Below are 14,796 nucleotides of genomic sequence, written 5' to 3'. Positions count from 1 at the left end.
CTTGAGTGTCGTACGGGGGGAGAACTCATGACAGCGGGAGCGCAGCGGAACGGCCGCGGGCACTCTGCGGCGGCCGGCCGTCCCGAAGGGGCGAGCGCGGTCGTCGTCGGCGGCGGTCTGGCAGGTACCACCGCGGCGCTGGCGCTCGCCGACGCCGGGCTCCGGGTCACCCTCGTCGAGGGCAGGCCGCGGCTCGGCGGGCTGGTCTTCTCCTTCCGCCGCGGCTTCGGCGGCGGCGACCTGAGCGTCGACAACGGCCAGCACGTCTTCCTGCGCTGCTGCACCGCCTACAGCGGCTTCCTGGAGCGGCTCGGGGCCACCCACCTGGTGCCCCTTCAGGACCGCATGGACGTACCGGTCCTGGACGCCGACCGGATGCGGCTCGGGCGGCTGCGGCGCACCGCGCTGCCCGTGCCGCTGCACCTCGCCAAGAGCCTCGCCCTGTACCCGCACCTCTCGCCCGCCGAGCGGGCCGGCGTGGTGCGCGCCACCCTGGCGCTCAAGGGCCTTGACCCGGACGACCCCGCGCTGGACGCGGTGGACTTCGGCAGCTGGCTGCGCCGGTACGGCCAGTCGGCCCGTGCCGTCGAGGCGCTGTGGGACCTCGTCGGCGTCGCCACCCTCAACGCCACCGCGGGCGACGCCTCGCTGGGCCTGGCGGCCAAGGTCTTCAAGACCGGGCTCCTCTCCGACCCCGGCGCGGCCGACATCGGCTGGTCCCGGGTACCGCTCGGCGACGTCCACGACACCCTCGCCCGCACCGCCCTGGAGAAGGCCGGTGTGCGCCTCGCCCTGCGCACCCGGGCGAGCCGCGTCGCCCGTACGGACGACGGCTGGCAGGTCTCGGTCAGCAGCGGGCCGCACGACCGCGAGCAGCTGACCGCCGGCACCGTCGTGCTGGCCCTGCCGCAGCGCGAGACGCACGCCCTGCTCCCGGACGGCGCGCTGGACGACAAGGACCGGCTGCTCGGCATCGGCACCGCGCCGATCCTCAACGTCCACGTCGTCTACGACCGCAAGGTGCTGCACCGCCCCTTCTTCGCCGCGGTCGGCTCCCCGGTCCAGTGGGTCTTCGACCGCACCGACGCCTCCGGTATCGCCCGGCTTCCCGAGGGCGCGGGCTGCCAGTACCTCGCCCTCTCGCAGTCCGCCGCGCAGGAGGAGATCGAGCAGCCGGTCGCCAAGCTGCGCGCCCGCTACCTTCCGGAGCTGGAGCGGCTGCTGCCCGCCGCGCGCGGCGCCCGGATCCGCGACTTCTTCGTCACCCGCGAGCGCACCGCGACGTTCGCACCCGAACCGGGCGTCGGCAGGCTCCGCCCCGCCGCCCGTACCCGAACCGCCGGCCTGTACATGGCCGGTGCGTGGACCGCCACCGGGTGGCCCGCGACCATGGAAGGCGCCGTGCGCAGCGGAACCGTAGCCGCGCGCGAGGCGCTCACCGAACTCGGCTTCCCCCAGGGCCAGTTGCCCCAGGAGGCAGCATGACAACGAGCACCAGCGCTCGCACGAGCACGAGCATCGGAAACAGAGGAGAAACCGTGAACCCGGCTTCCCCAGCTATCGACACCGAGAGCGTCACCGCGCTGCTGGAGCGTGGAAGGACACTCGCCACTCCCGTGCTGCGTGCCGCCGTGGACCGGCTCGCTCCTCCCATGGACACCGTCGCCGCCTATCACTTCGGGTGGATCGACGCCGAGGGACGGCCCTCCGCGGCCGACGGCGGCAAGGCGATTCGGCCCGCCCTGGCCCTGCTGTCCGCCGAGGCGGCGGGAGCGGCGCCGGAGAAGGGCATTCCCGGCGCGGTGGCCGTCGAGCTGGTGCACAACTTCTCGCTGCTGCACGACGACCTCATGGACGGCGATGAGCAGCGCAGACACCGCGACACGGTGTGGAAGGTGCACGGCCCCGCCCAGGCCATCCTGGTCGGTGACGCGCTCTTCGCCCTCGCCAACGAGATCCTGCTGGAGCTGGGCACGGTCGAGGCCGGCCGCGCGACGCGCCGGCTCACCGTGGCCACCCGCAAGCTGATCGACGGCCAGGCCCAGGACATCTCCTACGAGCACCGCGAGCGGGTCACCGTCGCGGAGTGCCTGGAGATGGAGGGCAACAAGACCGGCGCCCTGCTCGCCTGCGCCGTCTCCATCGGTGCGGTGCTCGGCGGTGCCGACGACCGCACCGCAGACATCCTCGAAAAGTACGGCTACCACCTCGGCCTCGCCTTCCAGGCGGTCGACGACCTGCTCGGCATCTGGGGCGACCCGGAGGCCACCGGCAAGCAGACCTGGAGCGACCTGCGCCAGCGCAAGAAGTCGCTGCCGGTCGTCGCGGCTCTGGATGCCGGCGGTTCCGCTTCCGAGCGCCTCGCCGGCATTCTCGCGGCCGACGCGAAGAAGAGCGAGACCGAGATCGCCGACTTCACCGAGGAGGAGTTCGCCTCCCGCGCGGCCCTGATCGAGGAGGCCGGCGGTCGCGAGTGGACCTCCCAGGAGGCCCGCCGCCAGCACGCCACGGCCATCGCCGCGCTGGACGAGGTGGACATGCCGGAAAGGATCCGCGCGCAGCTCGTCGCGCTCGCGGACTTCGTCGTCGTACGAGAGAGATGATCACCATCGACACGAACTGATCGCAGTCGCCGGCCGGTGCCAGCCGGGCGCCGGTCGACGGAATCCCTGAGCACGCTTCACAGTTCACTGCAGAAGGGGAAGCCATGACAGCGACGACCGACGGAAGCACCGGGGCGCTGCCGCCCCGGGCCCCTTCGGCCAGCGATGCTACCGCTGAGACAACCGAAAACACCGCAGCACCAGCAGATGCGCGGCCCACCGCCCCGTCCGGTACGGCGGACGCCGCCCGGCGCGCGACGACCCGCGCCACCGCCCACCTCCTCGCCGCCCAGGACTCCGCGGGATGGTGGAAGGGCGACCTCGACACCAATGTGACGATGGACGCCGAGGACCTTTTACTCCGTCAGTTCCTGGGCATCCAGGACCCGGAACTCACCGAAGCCGCCGCCCGATTCATCCGCGGCGAGCAGCGCGATGACGGCACCTGGGCCACCTTCTACGGCGGCCCAGGCGAGATCTCCACCACCATCGAGGCGTACGTAGCGCTCCGGCTCGCCGGTGACGCCCCGGACGCGCCGCACATGGCCAGGGCCTCGGCCTGGGTGCGCGAGCGCGGCGGCGTCGCCGCGTCCCGTGTCTTCACCCGCATCTGGCTGGCCCTCTTCGGCTGGTGGAGGTGGGACGACCTCCCCGAACTCCCGCCGGAACTCATCTACTTCCCGAAGTGGTTCCCGCTCAACATCTACGACTTCGGCTGCTGGGCCCGGCAGACCATCGTGCCGCTGACCATCGTCTCGGCCAAGCGCCCGGTACGCCCCGCGCCGTTCGCCCTGGACGAGCTGCACGCCGATCCGCGCCGCCCCAATCCCCCGCAGCCGCTCGCGCCCGCGACCAGCTGGGACGGCATCTTCCAGCGGCTCGACAAAGGGCTGCACCTCTACCACAAGGTCGCGGTGCGCAAGCTGCGCGGCGCGGCGATGCGTTCGGCGGCCCGCTGGATCATCGAGCGCCAGGAGAACGACGGTTGCTGGGGCGGTATCCAGCCACCCGCCGTCTACTCCGTCATCGCCCTGCACCTCCTCGGGTACGACCTCGACCACCCGGTACTCCGCACCGGCCTCGCGTCGCTCGACCGGTTCGCGGTGTGGCGCGAGGACGGCGCCCGGATGATCGAGGCGTGTCAGTCCCCGGTCTGGGACACCTGCCTGGCCGCCATCGCACTTGCCGACGCCGGGCTTCCCGCCGATCACCCGCAGCTGGTCAAGGCCGCCGACTGGATGCTCGCCGAACAGATCGAGAGACCCGGCGACTGGATGGTCCGCAGGCCCCAACTCCCCTCCGGGGGCTGGGCGTTCGAGTTCGAGAACGACAACTACCCGGACATCGACGACACCGCCGAAGTGGTGCTCGCACTGCGCCGGATCAAGCACCCGGACCCGCAGCGGGTGGCCGCCGCCGTCGAGCGCGGGGTGCGCTGGAGCGCCGGGATGCAGTCGAAGAACGGAGCCTGGGGCGCCTTCGACGCCGACAACACCAGCCCGTTCCCCGACCGCCTGCCGTTCTGCGACTTCGGTGAGGTCATCGACCCGCCGTCCGCCGACGTCACCGCCCACGTGGTCGAGATGCTCGCCGACGTCGGCCGCACCGACGACCCGCGCACCCGCCGCGGCATCGACTGGCTGCTGGCCGAACAGGAGCCCGGCGGCGCCTGGTTCGGGCGCTGGGGCACCAACTACGTCTACGGCACCGGGTCGGTGCTGCCCGCGCTGGCCGCGGCCGGTGTCCCCGCCTCGCACCCCGCCGTCCGCCGCGCCGTCGGCTGGCTGGAGCGGGTGCAGAACGAGGACGGCGGCTGGGGCGAGGACCAGCGGTCCTACCAGGACAAGAGCTGGGCGGGACGCGGCGCTTCCACCGCCTCGCAGACCGGCTGGGCGCTGATGGCGCTGCTCGCGGCCGGCGAGCGGGAGAGCGAAGCCGTACGGCGCGGGGTGCGCTGGCTGGCCGACACCCAGCTCGACGACGGGTCCTGGGACGAGCCGTACTTCACCGGCACCGGCTTCCCGTGGGACTTCTCCATCAACTACCACCTCTACCGGCAGGTGTTCCCGCTGACGGCGCTGGGCCGTTACGTCAACGGCGGGCCGGCCGGCGCGGCGCTGGGGGACTGATGCCGAGACGGCCCCCGCCGGAGGGCGGACCCCCGCTGCTGGTCGCCTGCGCGCTCGGCATCGAGCGGTTCGCACTGCGCGGCGGCCGTGGCGGGGACCGCACCCCGGTGGTCACCTTGCGTACCGGCATGGGCCCCCAATCGGCCGAACGGGCGATGGCGAAGGCCCTGCGGCAGGGGGCCGTCACCGAGCACTCCCCGGTGATCGCCAGCGGATTCTGTGCCGGGCTCGCCCCCGGCATGCGGCCAGGGGACCTCGTCGTGGCCGACCGGACGCGCGATCACCGGCCGGGCGCACCCGAGGTGACCTGCCACGACAACGACATGCTGCGCCGGGCTCTGCGCGCCCGCGGGCTGACCGTGCACACCGGGCTGCTGTGCGGCAGCGACCACGTCGTGCGCGGCGCCGAGCGGGCCGAGCTGCATGCCGCGGGCGCCGTCGCCGTGGACATGGAGTCCGCGGCGACGCTCCGGGCGGCGGCCGGCTCGGGTGACGGCCCTGTCCGTCCGGTTGCGGCCGTCCGGGTGGTCGTGGACGCTCCAGAACATGAACTCGTACGCATTGCGACCGTGCGCGGAGGAATATCGGCCTTCCGCGTCCTGCGGTCCGTCCTTCCTGTTTTCTTCGAATGGCACCGTTCTTTGCTGCTCCCCAGGAGGTGAGCCAGATGGTTATGCCGCTCCGCCAGTCCATCAGGGTCGGGACCTATCTCTTTGAACAGAAGCTCAGGAAACGTGAGAAGTTTCCGCTGATCGTGGAACTGGAACCGCTCTTCGCCTGCAACCTCAAGTGCGAGGGCTGCGGGAAGATCCAGCATCCTGCGGGTGTGCTCAAGCAGCGCATGCCGGTCGCGCAGGCCGTCGGCGCGGTGCTGGAGTCCGGCGCCCCGATGGTCTCCATCGCGGGCGGCGAACCCCTGATGCACCCGCAGATCGACGAAATCGTGCGGCAGTTGGTGGCCAAGAAGAAATATGTCTTCCTGTGCACCAACGCGATGCTGATGCGCAAGAAGATGGAAAAGTTCACGCCCTCGCCGTACTTCGCTTTCGCGGTGCACATCGACGGCATGCGCGAACGGCACGACGAATCCGTCGCGAAGGAGGGGGTGTTCGACGAGGCGGTGGCCGCCATGAAGGAGGCCAAGCGGCGCGGATTCCGCGTCACGACGAACTCCACCTTCTTCAATACGGACACCCCGCAGACCATCATCGAGGTGCTCAATTACCTCAACGACGACCTGAAGGTCGACGAGATGATGCTGTCGCCCGCCTACGCCTACGAAAAGGCCCCCGACCAGGAGCACTTCCTGGGTGTCGAGCAGACCAGGGAGCTTTTCAAGAAGGCGTTCGCCGGGGGCAACCGCAGGCGCTGGCGGCTCAATCACAGCCCGCTCTTCCTCGACTTCCTGGAGGGCAAGGCGGACTTCCCGTGCACCGCCTGGGCGATCCCCAACTACTCGCTTTTCGGCTGGCAGCGGCCCTGCTACCTGATGAGCGACGGCTACGTCCCCACGTACCGGGAGCTGATCGAGGAGACCGACTGGGACAAGTACGGGCGCGGCAAGGACCCGCGGTGTGCCAACTGCATGGCGCACTGCGGATACGAGCCGACCGCCGTCCTGGCCACCATGGGTTCGCTGAAGGAATCCCTGCGCGCGGCGAAGGAGACCATCGCGGGGAACCGCGGCTGACGTAAGGGGCCGTGGAGGCCGTTTCCCACCCTCGCGGAAGGGTGGGAGACGGCCTTCTGGCGTCGCCACCAGCCGAACGAGCAAGTGGAGGGGACCGAGCATGACGATGCTGGAAAGCATCAGGGAACCGCGCGACCTCAAGGCGCTCGGCGCGGAACGCCTGGACGAACTCGCCGCGGAAGTACGGCAGTTCCTGGTTCCGGCCGTGGCCCGCACCGGCGGGCATCTGGGGCCGAACCTGGGCGTGGTCGAGCTGACCATCGCCCTGCACCGCGTCTTCGACTCACCTGCCGACCGGATCCTGTGGGACACCGGTCACCAGTCCTACGTCCATAAACTCCTCACCGGACGCCAGGACTTCTCCAAACTGCGCATCAAGGGCGGCCTGTCCGGCTACCCCTCGCGGGCCGAGTCCGCGCACGACGTCATCGAGAACAGCCACGCGTCGACGGTGCTGGGCTGGGCCGACGGCCTCGCCAAGGCGAACCAGGTGCGTGGCAAGGACGACCACGTCGTCGCGGTGATCGGCGACGGCGCGCTGACCGGCGGCATGGCCTGGGAGGCGCTGAACAACATCGCCGCCGCCAAGGACCGTCCGCTGATCATCGTCGTCAACGACAACGAGCGCTCCTACGCGCCGACGATAGGCGGCCTCGCCGACCACCTCGCCACTCTGCGCACCACCGACGGCTACGAGGCGTTCCTCTCCTGGGGCAAGGACATGATCCAGCGCACCCCGGTCGTCGGACGGCAGCTGTACGAGTCGCTGCACGGCGCGAAGAAGGGCTTCAAGGACGCCTTCGCGCCGCAGGGCATGTTCGAGGACCTCGGGCTGAAGTACGTCGGTCCGGTCGACGGGCACGACATCGCCGCCGTCGAGTCCGCGCTGCGCCGCGCGGCCGGATTCCACGGCCCGGTGCTGGTGCACTGCCTGACCGAGAAGGGCCGCGGCTACCGGCCCGCCCTGGAGCACGAGGCGGACCGCTTCCACACCATCGGCGCGATGGCCCTTCCCCCGGCCACCGCTGGGATGTGCCCCCCGGCCTTCGAGCCGGCCGCCCCGCCGGGACCGCCGTCCTGGACGTCCGTCTTCGGCGACGAGATGGTCAGGATCGGCGCCGAGCGGCCCGACGTCGTCGCGCTCACGGCGGCCATGCGCGATCCGGTCGGGCTCTCCCGGTTCGCCGAGGCGTACCCGGAGCGGATCTGGGACGTCGGCATCGCCGAGCAGCACGCCGCGGTCTGCGCCGCGGGGCTTGCCACCGGCGGTCTTCACCCGGTCTTCGCGGTCTACGCGACGTTCCTCAACCGGGCCTTCGACCAGGTCCTGATGGACGTGGCCCTGCACAGGTGCGGGGTCACCTTCGTGCTCGACCGGGCGGGAGTCACCGGCACCGACGGGGCCTCGCACAACGGCATGTGGGACATGTCGGTGCTCGGCGTGGTGCCGGGGCTGCGGATCGCCGCGCCGCGCGACGCCGAGCAACTGCGGGCCCAGCTGCGGGAGGCGCTGGACGTCGATGACGCGCCGACCGTCGTCCGCTATCCCAAGGAGACGGTGGGCGAGCCGATCGCCGCGGTGCGGCGGACCGGCGGCGTCGACGTCCTGTATGAGCAGGCCGGGCCCGATGTCCTGCTCGTCGCCGTCGGCGTGATGGCGCCCGTCTGTATCCGGGCCGCCGAACTCCTGGCGGACCGCGGCATCGGCGCCACCGTCGTCGACCCGCGCTGGGTCCGCCCGGTCGACGACGCGCTCGTCCAACTGGCCGCCGGACACGGCATGGTGGCCGTCGTCGAGGACAACGTCCGCAGCGGAGGAGTGGGTTCGGCCGTCGGGCAGGCGCTGCGGGACGCCGATGTGGACGTGCCGCTGCGGACCTTCGGCATCCCCGATGAGTTCCTGCCGCACGCCAAGCGCGGGGAGCTGCTGGCCGGCCTCGGCCTCACCCCCGCCGAGATCGCCGGCCGCATCGGCGCCGGCCTCGCCCGTAAGGAGAACCGTTCGTGACCGGATTCGACCTGGCCCGGCTGCTCGCCGAACGCGGCGGCGAGCGCTACGACCTGCACACCCGCCACCTCAACCACCAGCTCCCGCGGATGCTGCACACCATCGGCTTCGACAAGGTCTACGAGCGGGCCGAGGGCGCCTACTTCTGGGACGCGGACGGGCAGGACTATCTCGACATGCTCGCCGGCTTCGGCGTGATGGGCCTGGGGCGGCACCACCCGGTCGTACGGCAGGCGCTGCACGACGTGCTGGACGCCCAACTGCCCGACCTCACCCGCTTCGACTGCGCGCCGCTGCCCGGCCTGCTCGCCGAGCGGCTGCTGACCCACGCCCCCCACCTGGACCGGGTCTTCTTCGGCAACAGCGGCACCGAAGCCGTCGAGACCGCCCTGAAGTTCGCCCGCTACGCCACCGGCAGACCCCGCGTCCTGTACTGCACGCACGCCTTCCACGGCCTGACCACGGGCTCGCTCTCCGTCAACGGCGAGGACGGCTTCCGCGACGGCTTCGCGCCGCTGCTGCCGGACACCGCCATCGAGATGGGGGACATCGGGGCGCTGGAGCGGGAACTGCGGCGCGGCGATGTGGCGGCGCTGGTCGTCGAGCCGATCCAGGGCAAGGGGGTGCTGGCCGCGCCGCCCGGATTCCTGGGCGCCGCACAGGAGTTGCTGCACCGGCACAAGGCCCTGCTGATCGCCGACGAGGTGCAGACCGGCCTCGGCCGCACCGGCGACTTCTTCGCCTACCAGCACGAGCGCGGCGTCGAGCCGGACCTGGTCTGCGTCGCCAAGGCCCTCTCCGGCGGCTATGTGCCGGTCGGCGCCACCCTCGGCAAGGACTGGATCTTCAAGAAGGTCTACTCGTCCATGGACCGGGTGCTGGTGCACTCCGCCAGCTTCGGTGCCAACGCCCAGGCGATGGCGGCGGGGCTCGCCGTGCTGTCGGTCATGGAGGACGAGCAACTCGTCGCCAGCGCCCGGCACACCGGCGACCTGCTGCGGACCCGGCTCGCCGCTCTCACCGAGAAGTACGAGCTGCTGCACGACGTCCGCGGTCGCGGCCTGATGATCGGCATCGAGTTCGGGCGGCCCAAGTCGCTGGGCCTGCGCAGCCGTTGGACGATGTTGCAGGCGGCGCGCAAGGGCCTTTTCGCGCAGATGGTCGTGGTGCCGCTGCTCCAGCGCCACCGCATCCTGACCCAGGTGTCAGGTGACCATCTCGAAGTCATCAAACTGATCCCGCCGTTGACCATCGGCGAGCCCGAAGTGGACCGCTTCGTCGAGGCGTTCACGGCCGTCATGGACGACGCGCACGGCGGCGGCGGGCTGATGTGGGACTTCGGGCGGACGCTGGTGAAGCAGGCGGTCGCCCTTCGGTGACAGGGGGGCGGGTGATTCGGGGACGACGGTGGTGTCCCCTTATAGGCATATCCACTTGGGTGTGTCCTCCCGGCTACCGTGATCTTAGGGTGGCCGGATGCCCGGCGCTGCCCGCGTACCGGTTGGCATGTCGTGCGTCCGGACCGGTGGGCGCCGGGGCTGCCCGTTTCACGAACCCCCGTCATGAACGGAGAATTCCCATGCCCAACGAACTGCTCGACGCCTTCGACCTCGACGTGCGCGAGGTGGTCGCCGAGGCCGCGGAGCCCGCGAACAACCTCGTCACCGTCCACCCCTCCGGCTACTGGGGATCCGACTGCTGCACCGCCTGTATGGCTCCCGGCGCCCGGGGCTGCTGACACCGCGAAGGTGACACCGGCCGGCCCCGGGGCTTGTGACGGAGCGGTTGCGTCGCAGGCCCGGGGCCGGTCGGGGCGATGACGACGATGAGGAGTGGGCAGGCATGTCCGAGGCTTCAGGCGGAGCCCTGTTCCGGGATGCGGGCATCGCCATGGTGCGCGCACCGGTCCACCCGGTGGGCGCAGCCGCCGGCGTCCGCCCGGACACCGGACCGGGCGATGACGAGGCCGCCCGGCTGACCAGGACGCTCCGGGAGCTGGCGGACGAACCGCTGGTGCGGGAGGCGGTGGCGCTCTCCAGCCCGTCGCTGGCCGCGGTCCTGCACCGCGTTCTTTCAGGCTCGCAGCCCGTACCGCTACCCCAACTCAGGCGCTCCGTAAGGGCGTTGGCGTCCTACCGGCTGCGGATGAGCACCCGGGCCACGCCGTTCGGACTGATGGCAGGGGTGGCCCCGGCGCGCTTCGGCGGACAGGGCGAGGCGGCCAAGGTGCGGTGGGGCGGCGCTCACACCCGCGCGGTACGCCCGGACCGGGAATGGCTCACCGGACTCATCGCCTCCTGGGAGCGACGCCCCGGCGTGCTGCGGCACCTGCGGGTGACCGGCAACGCACTGTGCTCCGTACGCGGCGACCGGCTCGTGCTGCCGTACGTCCCGCAGTCCGTCCGGGAGGACCCGCCGGAAGCCGGTTCCGGCGACGCGGCACTGCGCTTGGTGCACGAGGTCAGCGTGCGGCACACCGTGGTCGTACAGGCGGTGCGGGAGCTGGCCCGCCGGCCGGTGCGCGGCGCGGAGCTGGCCGGGGCGCTGCTCGGACGGTTCCCGGGGGCCACCGACGAGGCGGTGGACCGGGTGCTGAGCGAACTGACCGGCAAGGAAATCCTGCTCACCGACGCCCGCCCGCCGCTGGAAGCCGCCGACCCGCTGCGGCACATCCAGCGGACCTGCGCCGACGTGCCCCGCGCCGACCTGCCCGAACTCGACGAACTCGACGCGATCGGCACGGCCCTGGAGACGTACGCCGCCGCCTCGGCCGAAGACGGCCCTGCCGCGCTGGCCGACGTCACCGCGCGCATGCGCAGGCTGTACGACCTGCCGAGGCCGCTCCAGGTCGATCTCGCACTGGATGCCGAGGCGCAGCTCCCTGCCGCCGTCGCCGACGAGGCCGCCCGCGCGGCCGGGCTGCTCTGGCGGATGGGGCCCCAGGACACGGAACCCGACCACCTGCGCGAGTACCGCGAAGCCTTCGTGGAGCGTTACGGCACCGACCGTCTCGTCCCGCTCACCGAACTGCTCGACCCGGACACCGGCCTCGCGGCGCCGGCCGGCTATCTCCGGCCGCCCAGCCCCCGGCGCGCCACGCCCGCCGATGCCGACAGGGAACGCGACCTGGCGCTGGCCGAGTTGGCGCAGCAGGCCCTCATGGACGGGTCGCGGGAAGTGGTGCTCGACGACACCCACCCGGTGGTGCGCCGCCTGTCCCGCACCGAAGGCCGCCCGCCGAAGTCCCTGGAGCTGAACGCGAGCCTGCTCGCCGACTCCTGCGCGGCGTTGGACGCGGGGGACTTCCGGCTGGTGACCGTCGGCGGATCCCAGCAGGCCGGGGCGCTGCTCGGCCGCTTCGGCTACCTCCTCGACGACGCGGCAGCCGCCGATCTGGCCGCCGTGGCGCGGGAGGCCGCCACCGGGGACGGCGGGGCGGTGCCCGCGCAGGTGGCCTTCCGCACCGGCAGGTCCCGGGACGGCAACGTGGCGCAGGTGCCGCCCTGGCTGCCGCACCTCCTCCCGGTGGGCTGCTTCGCCGACCCGGACGACCCCGGGGTGCTGGACCCGCGCCACCTCGCCGTCGGCGCCGACCACCACCGGATGTTCCTGGTGGACACCGTTTCGGGACGCCGTGTCGAGCCCACGGTCTTCCACGTGCTCAACCTGCGGGCGAACCTGCCGAACGCCGCCCGCTTCGTCTGCGACATCGCAGGAAGCGGCGTGCGCGCCTGGCGGACGTGGCACTGGGGACAGGCCGCGAGCGCGCTGCCGTACCTGCCACGGGTCCGTTACGGGCGCACCGTACTGGCCACGGCGCGCTGGCGACCCGCCGCCGAACTCCGGGACGGGAAGCTGCCGTTCGCCGACTGGCTGCTCGCCCTGCACCGCTGGCGGGAACGGTGGCGGGTGCCGAGCCGGGTCCGGGTGGCCGCCCACGACCGCGCCGTCCAGCTCGATCTGGACCTGCCGGGCCATCCCGAGATCCTCCGCCACGAACTGCTGCGCAACGAGGACACCGAGCTGCGGGAGGTGCCGGCCGAAGCCGCCGGACGCCCGGACGGCTGGCTCGGCGGAGCCGACGGGGCACACCACACCGAGGTGGTGATCCCGCTGCGGTCGGCCCGCCCGGCGGACCGGCCTGGCCCGTTGCCTTCCGTGGCCGTGCCCCGCGCCCCGGAGCGCACCGGGACCGACGTCCACCTCCCGGGCGGTGAGTGGCTGTACGCCGCGCTGTACGCCCCGGCCGAACGGCACGAGGAACTGCTGGCCGTCCACCTGCCTGCGCTGCTGAACGACCTGCCGACAGAGGTGGACCGCTGGTTCTTCCTGCGCTACCGGGACGCTCACGGGGCGCACCTGCGCCTCAGGTTCCACGCCCCGCCCGATGTGCTGTCCGGGCGGCTGCTGCCACAACTGCACACGGCCACCGGCGCGTTGCGCGGCGCCGGTCTGGTGGGCCGGGTGGTGTGGGACACCTATGAGCCGGAGCTGGCACGCTATGGCGGGCCGGAGGCCATCGCCGCGGCGGAGCGCGTCTTCCATGCCGACAGCGTCGCCGTCCTGGAACACCTCAGGCGCAGGTACCGGCGGCAGGACGACACCGCGCCGCCGCTGTCGGCCGCGGCCGGCTACGCGGATCTGGCCCGCGCCTTCCACCGCGGCCTGGACGGCACCGGGACGGCAGGCGGCGAAGGAGCGGCCTGGCTGCTGCGCGCGGTGCCCAAGGACGAGGAGCGGCAGCGGGCGTTCCGTGTGCGGCGGCGCGAAGCTCTCGCGCTGGTCGACCCGTACCGCGAAGGACCAGGACCCGCCGCCGACGAGGTGCTGCGCACCGTCTGGGCCCGTCGTGCGCAGGCGGTGGGCGCCTACGGACAGCTGGTGCGCGACCTCGGAGCCAGGTCCTGGTCGGAACCCGACCAGGTACTCCACTCGGTGCTGCACATGCACCACAACCGGCTCGTGGGCATCGACCGGGAGGCCGAGAACCTCGCGCTCGCGGTCGCCCGCGGGGCGGCGCAGGCCCACACCGACCGCAGGAGGCACGGCCGATGACCACCGATGTACGCGACGACGTGGTGCCGGCCGACCCGGCGGTGTTGCGGGAGCGCGCCGCCCAGGTGGTGGCCGGCGTGGCGGAGCGGCTGGCCGATCCGCGGCGGGTGGCGGCCACGGCGGACTTCTGGAACGTGCTGGGCCTCTCGGAGGGGTACCCCGGGGCGGCCCTGCTGTTCGCCGAACTCGCCCACCACGACCCGGCGCACCGCGCCACCGTCCACGCGCACCTGGCAGCCGCGGCCGGCGGTCTGCCCGGCTCCGACGGCGACGGGCTGTACGCCGGGGCGCCCTCGCTGGCGTTCGCCGCGCACACCGCCCGGCGGGCGCCTGACGACTACGCCGGCCTGCTGCGCAGCCTGGACGCCGGACTCGACCGGATCGTCCGCACCCGGCTGGCCGCGGAGCGGACACGACGGGCCGCACCGCAGGACGGGACGGCCTTCCACCACGACGTCGACCTGATCCGCGGCACCACCGGACTCACCAGGCTGCTGCTGGCGCGGCGGGCCGAACACCCCGAGCTGCTGCACGAGGCACTGGCGTCGCTGATCCGGCTCCTGGAGCCGTTGCCGCTGCAGGGCGGGCAGGTACCGGGCTGGTGGTCGCCCACCGGGCCGCAGATCGACAGCGAAGCGGACTTTCCCGGTGGCCGCGGCCATCTCAACTTCGGCGTCGCGCACGGCATCCCCGGCACCCTCGCCGTCCTGACGGCCGCGTACCAGGAGGGCGTACGGGTTCCCGGCCAGCACCGGGCGATGACGGAGATCGGCGACCTGCTGCTCACCTGGCGCACCGCCGACGGCGGCTGGCCGGGGTCGATGACCGTCCAGCGGTACGAGGACGGAGCGGCCCCGCTGCGCAGCCGCACCGCCTGGTGCTACGGCACTCCCGGGGTGGCCTGCGTACTCCACCGGGCCGGGGAGGCGCTGGACCGGGCCGACTGGCGGGAGGCCGCCGTGGCGGGCCTGGTCAGCGAGCTGGCGGCGCCGGTCAGGGTGCACGACAACAGCCTCTGCCACGGCTGGGGCGGCCTGCTGCACCTGACAGGTCTGCTCGGCCGGGCGTCCGGGGATCCCCGCCTGGCCGCCCACCGTGACCGGCTCGCCGCCCGGGTCCTGGCCGGCTACGACCCGGCGCTGCCGTTCGGCTTCCTCGCCGGCCGGAGCGAGGAGCCGAAGGAGTCGCCGGGCCACTTCGCCGGGTTCCTCATGGGCGCCGCAGGCGTCGCGCTGGCGCTGCACAGCTATGCGTCGGACGCCCCGTCGGCCAGTGGATGGGAGATGGCGCTGGCGCTGCGCTGACGGCGGG

At 72.5% G+C, this 14,796-nt stretch carries 10 protein-coding genes; all 10 read left to right on the top strand.

Features of this window, described 5'->3' with window-relative positions; all coding sequences use genetic code 11:
* Positions 1 to 27 precede the first annotated feature (27 nt).
* The 10 genes from hpnE (at position 28) to ACGFNI_RS08005 (ending at position 14,789) form a co-directional block, all read left to right on the top strand.
* Entirely contained in the window at positions 28 to 1,485 is a 1,458-nt protein-coding gene (hpnE, locus tag ACGFNI_RS08050; protein ID WP_393681699.1) for a hydroxysqualene dehydroxylase HpnE, read from the top strand.
* A gap of 53 nt (positions 1,486 to 1,538) precedes the next feature.
* Positions 1,539 to 2,603 carry a polyprenyl synthetase family protein gene (locus tag ACGFNI_RS08045; protein WP_393681697.1) on the top strand — a complete coding sequence of 355 codons (1,065 nt, stop codon included), beginning with the start codon at positions 1,539 to 1,541 and terminating at the stop codon, positions 2,601 to 2,603.
* A 104-nt stretch (positions 2,604 to 2,707) separates the two neighbouring features.
* Positions 2,708 to 4,732 carry a squalene--hopene cyclase gene (shc, locus tag ACGFNI_RS08040; RefSeq protein WP_393681695.1) on the top strand — a complete coding sequence of 675 codons (2,025 nt, stop codon included), beginning with the start codon at positions 2,708 to 2,710 and terminating at the stop codon, positions 4,730 to 4,732.
* Positions 4,732 to 5,394, top strand: coding sequence for a 1-hydroxy-2-methyl-2-butenyl 4-diphosphate reductase (locus ACGFNI_RS08035; RefSeq protein WP_393681694.1), 663 nt, complete (start codon positions 4,732 to 4,734; stop codon positions 5,392 to 5,394). Before shc ends, ACGFNI_RS08035 begins: the two co-directional genes overlap by 1 nt.
* Before the next feature lie 5 nt (positions 5,395 to 5,399).
* Positions 5,400 to 6,422 carry an adenosyl-hopene transferase HpnH gene (hpnH, locus tag ACGFNI_RS08030; protein WP_393681693.1) on the top strand — a complete coding sequence of 341 codons (1,023 nt, stop codon included), beginning with the start codon at positions 5,400 to 5,402 and terminating at the stop codon, positions 6,420 to 6,422.
* A 100-nt stretch (positions 6,423 to 6,522) separates the two neighbouring features.
* Positions 6,523 to 8,430, top strand: a complete 1,908-nt coding sequence (gene dxs / locus ACGFNI_RS08025) for a 1-deoxy-D-xylulose-5-phosphate synthase (RefSeq protein ID WP_393681692.1) — start codon at positions 6,523 to 6,525, stop codon at positions 8,428 to 8,430.
* Positions 8,427 to 9,809: an aspartate aminotransferase family protein gene (locus ACGFNI_RS08020; protein WP_393681691.1), complete on the top strand. Its 1,383-nt coding sequence runs from the start codon at positions 8,427 to 8,429 to the stop codon at positions 9,807 to 9,809. Before dxs ends, ACGFNI_RS08020 begins: the two co-directional genes overlap by 4 nt.
* 200 nt (positions 9,810 to 10,009) lie before the next feature.
* A complete protein-coding gene (locus ACGFNI_RS08015; protein WP_393681690.1) occupies positions 10,010 to 10,168 on the top strand; it encodes a hypothetical protein in 159 nt (52 codons plus the stop codon).
* A 104-nt stretch (positions 10,169 to 10,272) separates the two neighbouring features.
* The gene (locus ACGFNI_RS08010) at positions 10,273 to 13,485 is read left to right on the top strand and encodes a lantibiotic dehydratase (protein ID WP_393681688.1); all 3,213 of its coding nucleotides are present in this window, start codon (positions 10,273 to 10,275) and stop codon (positions 13,483 to 13,485) included.
* Positions 13,482 to 14,789 carry a lanthionine synthetase C family protein gene (locus ACGFNI_RS08005; RefSeq protein ID WP_393681687.1) on the top strand — a complete coding sequence of 436 codons (1,308 nt, stop codon included), beginning with the start codon at positions 13,482 to 13,484 and terminating at the stop codon, positions 14,787 to 14,789. Before ACGFNI_RS08010 ends, ACGFNI_RS08005 begins: the two co-directional genes overlap by 4 nt.
* Positions 14,790 to 14,796: the final 7 nt, after the last annotated feature.

It is taken from the genome of Streptomyces sp. NPDC048644 (assembly GCF_043199105.1).
Lineage (GTDB): Bacteria > Actinomycetota > Actinomycetes > Streptomycetales > Streptomycetaceae > Streptomyces.
Note: the sequence above shows the minus strand (reverse complement) of the source record. Positions and strands in the feature narration are given on the sequence as shown.